4 protein-coding genes are annotated in these 5,116 nt (G+C 66.2%); 2 read left to right on the top strand and 2 right to left on the bottom strand.

Annotated elements, in window-relative coordinates; genetic code table 11:
* Positions 1 to 84: 84 nt before the first annotated feature.
* Together QZY48_RS18200 and QZY48_RS18195 are read right to left on the bottom strand one after the other, a co-directional pair.
* Positions 85 to 1,812 carry a cation acetate symporter gene (locus tag QZY48_RS18200; protein WP_295433740.1) on the bottom strand — a complete coding sequence of 576 codons (1,728 nt, stop codon included), beginning with the start codon at positions 1,810 to 1,812 and terminating at the stop codon, positions 85 to 87.
* A complete protein-coding gene (locus tag QZY48_RS18195) occupies positions 1,809 to 2,117 on the bottom strand; it encodes a DUF485 domain-containing protein (protein WP_295433737.1) in 309 nt (102 codons plus the stop codon). Before QZY48_RS18195 ends, QZY48_RS18200 begins: the two co-directional genes overlap by 4 nt.
* A 440-nt stretch (positions 2,118 to 2,557) precedes the next feature.
* Between QZY48_RS18195 and thrC the strand changes: the two genes are divergently transcribed.
* Complete coding sequence (thrC, locus tag QZY48_RS18190; protein ID WP_295433735.1) at positions 2,558 to 3,949, top strand: threonine synthase; 1,392 nt, start codon at positions 2,558 to 2,560, stop codon at positions 3,947 to 3,949.
* Positions 3,950 to 4,260: 311 nt separating this feature from the next.
* A complete protein-coding gene (gene ubiG, locus QZY48_RS18185) occupies positions 4,261 to 5,013 on the top strand; it encodes a bifunctional 2-polyprenyl-6-hydroxyphenol methylase/3-demethylubiquinol 3-O-methyltransferase UbiG (RefSeq protein ID WP_295433731.1) in 753 nt (250 codons plus the stop codon).
* Positions 5,014 to 5,116: the final 103 nt, after the last annotated feature.

Raw genomic sequence — 5,116 nt, 5'->3', positions numbered from 1 at the left:
GATCTGCGACCTCGGGCCTCGGCGGCAGCCTCCTGCGCGGTGAGGCACCGGGATCTGCCTGTCCCGGCGGCGCGCTCCTTGCGATCAGTGGCCGGCCGCGCCCTCGGCGCCGATCCCGGTCTCGCACCGGACCCGCTGGGCCGCGAAGGCGGCCCGATCGATCTTGGCCCGCTCGGAGCGGTCGGTGATCGAGAACAGCCAGATGCAGATGAAGGCCACCGGGATCGAGATGATCGCCGGGTTGTCCAGCCCGATCAGCCCCACCGGTACCATCTTGCCGGTGGCATCCGCGACCGTGTGACCGAGCGTCTCGCCCCACACCGCCTTGGTCATCACGGTCATGCTCACCGCGGTGATCAGCCCGACAAAGCCGCCGATGAAGGCACCGCGTGTCGTCATCCCCTTCCAGAAGATGGAGGCCGCCAGCACCGGGAAATTGGCGCTGGCCGCGATGGCGAAGGCGAGACCGACCATGAAGGCGACGTTCTGCTGCTCGAACGCGATCCCCAGCCCGATGGCCACCAGGCCGAGGACAAAGGTCGCATAGCGGCCCACCTTCAGTTCGGTGGTCTCGTTCACCCGGCCGCGGGCGATGGCGCTGGCGTAGAGGTCATGGGAGATCGCCGAGGCGCCGGCCAGCGTCAGACCCGACACCACCGCGAGGATGGTGGCGAAGGCCACGGCCGAGATGAAGCCCAGGAACAGGTTGCCGCCGACCGCCTCCGCAAGCTTGATGGCGACCATGTTGGTACCGCCGAGCAGGCCCTTGGGGTCCGTGACGACACCATCGACCAGGATGCCGGCCTTGAAGAACTCCGGATGCTGGGCCAGCAGGGTGATGGCGGAGAACCCGATGATGAAGGTCAGGATGTAGAAATAGCCGATGAAGCCGGTGGCGTAGAAGACCGACTTGCGCGCCTCCTTGGCGTTCGGCACGGTGAAGAAGCGCATCAGGATGTGGGGCAGACCCGCGGTACCGAACATCAGTGCCAGGCCCAGTGATATCGCGTTGATCGGGTCCTTGATCAGGGTGCCGGGACCCATGATGGCCAGGCCCTTGGCGCTGTGGGTGGTGGCCTGCCGGAACATCTCCTCGGGGGAGAACCCGAAGTGGTACAGGGCGGCCAGGGCCATGAAGGTCGCACCGGTGAGCAGCAGGCCCGCCTTGATGATCTGCACCCAGGTGGTCGCGGTCATGCCGCCGAAGATGACATAGATCATCATCAGGACCCCGACGATCACCACCGCCATCCAATACTCCAGGCCGAACAGGAGCTGGATCAGCTTGCCGGCACCGACCATCTGGGCGATGAGATAGAAGGCGACGACGACCAGGGAGGAGACGGCCGCCATGGTCCGGATGGGCACCTGACTGAAGCGGTAGGAGGCCACGTCGGCGAAGGTGAACTTGCCCAGGTTGCGCAACTGCTCGGCGATCAGGAACATGATCACCGGCCAGCCGACCAGCCAGCCGATGGAGTAGATCAGACCGTCATAGCCGGACGCGAAGACCAGGCCGGAGATACCGAGGAACGAGGCCGCCGACATGTAGTCGCCGGCGATCGCCAGACCGTTCTGGAACCCGGTGATGCCGCCGCCCGCGGTGTAGAAATCGCTGGCGGTGCGGGTGCGCAGGGAGGCCCAGTAGGTGATGCCGAGCGTCGCACCGACGAAGATCGTGAACATGACCACTGCGGTGATGTTGAGCGACTGCTTCGTCACGTTGCCGGTCAGGGCGTCGGCCGAGACGATGGCGAAGGGCACCAGCAGCGCGGCGAGGATGAGCCAGGGGGAATAGGCGAAACGCTTCATTGCAGGTCCTCCCTGATCGCCTTGGTCAGGTCGTCGAACTCACCGTTGGCACGGTAGACATAGATCCCGGTGAGGGCGAAGGCGGAGATGATGACCGCCAGGCCCACCGGGATGCCGACGGTGGTGATCGAACCGTCGAACAGGGGCTGTGCCAGCCACTCCTTCTTGAAGGCGACGATCAGGATGAAGCCATAATAGAAGAGCATCATCAGAAAGGTCAGGGTCCAGCCGAAGCGTTTGCGCTTCGACACGAGTTCCGCATAGAGCGGATGCCGGGTTATGGCGTCGATCGACTCAATTGTCATGGGCGTACCTTATGGTGGGGGAAAAAAGTTAATTACCTGCTCAGTGTCCCGCCCGGGCGATGCCTCCTCGTCCCGTGGGCAGCACATCAGGGCCCGCGCGCGGCCGGACCCGCTCGCAACCGGGCCTCCCCCGCGACCGGCGCGGGCGCGAGGAGACTGACGTGGCGAACCGGGCGAATCCGCTCGGGGGCCGCAGACGGCGGCAAGCCGGACCGATTGTGTTGCCCTACCGCAAGGCGTGTCAACGCTCCCGACGATTTTTTTCGATTTTGAGGATTGCGTAAGCCCACGGGCCGATGGACGGACACCCGGGTTGCCTGCCCCCGCGCCGCGCGCGGCCGGGTTTTGCCAAGCCCGCGGGTGCCCCTTACACTGCCTGGATTGGCCGGACCGCTCAGAGCGATCAGTGTACGCCGGCGCTTCCTTGGGGATCGACAGACATGCATTATGTAAGTACACGCGGCTGTGTCGCCCCGGTCGGCTTCGCGCAGGCGGTGATGATGGGGCTCGCCACCGACGGCGGTCTCCTGGTGCCGGCCGTGATCCCGCGGGTGACGCCGGAGCGGCTGCGCGCCTGGTCCGGGCTGCGCTTCCAGGACCTGGCCCTGGAGGTGCTCGACCTCTACGTGGATGGGGAAATCCCGCGCGCGGACCTGCGCGCCCTGATCGAGCGCTCCTACGCCTCCTTCACCCACCCGCAGGTGACGCCGCTCATCGAGACCGGCGGGCTGCGCGTCCTGGAACTCTTCCACGGACCCACGGCCGCCTTCAAGGACGTGGCCCTGCAACTGCTGGGGAACCTGTTCGAGTACCTGCTCGCGCGCGACGGCGGGCACCTCAATATCGTCGGCGCCACCTCCGGTGACACCGGCTCGGCGGCCATCTACGGGGTCCGCGGCAAGGCGCGCATCCATGTCTTCATCCTCCACCCCAAGGGCCGGGTCTCGCCGATCCAGGAGCGGCAGATGACCACGGTGCTGGACGCCAATGTCCACAACATCGCCATCCGCGGCACCTTCGACGACGGCCAGCGCATCGTCAAGGACCTGTTCAACGACCTGCCCTTCAAGTCCGAGTTCCACCTGGGCGCGGTCAACTCCATCAACTGGGCGCGCATCCTGGCCCAGATGGTCTACTACTTCTACGCCTGGGGCCGGGTCAGCGGCGGCGACCCCGAGCGCCGCGTGAGCTTCTCGGTACCCACCGGCAACTTCGGCGATGTCTGCGCCGGCTTCATCGCCGGCCGCATGGGCCTGCCGATCGAACGGCTCATCATCGCGACCAACCGCAACGCGATCCTCAGCCGCTTTGTCCACACAGGCGTCTATGAGGCCGGCCCGGTCTACCAGACCCTGAGTCCTGCCATGGACATCCAGCTCGCCTCCAACTTCGAGCGCTATCTGTATTTTCTGCACGACGGTGACACCGCGGCCGTCTGCCGACTCCTGGAAGACTTGCAACGCGATGGTCGCCTGGCGGTCGACGGGGACCGGTTCGCCCAGGTCCAGGCCGATTTCCATGCCGCCGCCGTGTCCGATGCCGAAACCCTGGAGCAGATCCGCGCGACCTTCGACGCCTGCGGCTATATCCTCTGCCCCCACACGGCCACCGGGGTGTGGGCCGCGCGGGACCGGGGGGACGCCATCTGCCTGGCCACCGCCCATCCGGCCAAGTTCAACGAGGTGGTCCGCGCGGCGATCGGCCGGGAGGCCCCGGCGCCGCCGTCCCTGCAGGGTCTGCTGGAGCGGGCGGCGCGGTGCACCGAGTTGGACGCCACGACCGCGGCGGTCAAGGACCTGGTGCGGTCGACCCTGCGGGAAGATCGGCACTAGTACCCCGTTTCAGCTATTCTTGCGCCTGCTCAAGCCCCGCAGGGGCGTGATATACCAGCCCAGGGCAACGCCCTGGGACAGCGTCATTTATATCGGCCTAGCCCTGAAAGGGCGTGACATCAGGAGTCATGCCGATATGTCACGCCCTTTCAGGGCTAAGCTCTGCGATAACCCATACCCAGGGCGTTGCCCTGGGCTGGTATGCTCGACCCCGTTGGGGTCGATACGCAAGATAAGCTTAAACCGGGTACTAGTACCACCTGACGCAATTGCTCGGACCATTGGCGTCGAAACACTCGGGAGTGCCGACGATGAACCGCGAACACCTGACCGGGACCGGCATCGATCCGGCCGAAGTCGCCTATTTCGAGCGCCTCGCCCACCGCTGGTGGGACACCGCGGGGCCCTTCTGGCCCCTGCATCGTCTCAACGCCTTGCGCCTGGATTATCTGCGCGACCGGGCGGCCGCGGCGCTGGGGCGCGACCCCCGGGCGGACTTGCCGTTCGCCGGCCTGGCGGTGCTCGATATCGGCTGCGGCGGCGGCCTCTTGAGCGAAGCGGTCGCGCGCCTGGGCGCCGCACTGGTCGGGATCGACGTGACCGAGAAAAATCTCCGGGTGGCCCGTCTGCACGCGCAGGGGAGCGGACTCGCGATCGATTACCGGCTGGCCGAGGCGGGGCAACTGGCCGCGGCGGGCGAGCAGTTCGACTTGGTGCTGAACATGGAGGTGGTGGAGCATGTGGAGCAGCGCGGGCTGTTCCTGGAGCAGTGCGCGCGCCTGGTGCGCCCGGGCGGGGTCATGGTGGTGTCCACCATCAACCGGACCTGGGCGGCGGGGCTGATGGCGATCCTCGGGGCCGAGTACCTGCTGCGCTGGTTGCCGCGGGGCACCCATCACTACCGCAAACTGGTGCGGCCTGAGGAGGTCACCGCCGGCCTGGGCGCGGAGTTTCGCTGCCTGCATCGCACCGGGGTGCGGGTCAATCCGTTCAATCGTCATTTCTCCTTTACCCCTTGGATGGGGGTGAACTACATGCTGGTTATGCAGCGCATGGCGGTCTGATCTGTCAACTCGCCGGGCCGTTGGGGGTGCGATCAGAACTGATGTGGTGACCGAGATCCCGGGTACGCTGTCGTTGTCGTTGTCGTTGTCGTTGTCGTAATCG

The sequence above is a fragment of the uncultured Thiodictyon sp. genome (genome assembly GCF_903828115.1).
Lineage (GTDB): Bacteria > Pseudomonadota > Gammaproteobacteria > Chromatiales > Chromatiaceae > Thiodictyon.
The sequence above is the reverse complement of the archived record's forward strand: the minus strand, read 5'-3'. Positions and strand labels throughout refer to the sequence as shown.

Coding starts and splice junctions, on each gene's coding strand:
- QZY48_RS18200 (WP_295433740.1), bottom strand. CDS start 1,812: ATGAAGCGTTTCGCCTATTCCCCCTGGCTCATCCTCGCCGCGCTGCTG.
- QZY48_RS18195 (WP_295433737.1), bottom strand. CDS start 2,117: ATGACAATTGAGTCGATCGACGCCATAACCCGGCATCCGCTCTATGCG.
- thrC (WP_295433735.1), top strand. CDS start 2,558: ATGCATTATGTAAGTACACGCGGCTGTGTCGCCCCGGTCGGCTTCGCG.
- ubiG (WP_295433731.1), top strand. CDS start 4,261: ATGAACCGCGAACACCTGACCGGGACCGGCATCGATCCGGCCGAAGTC.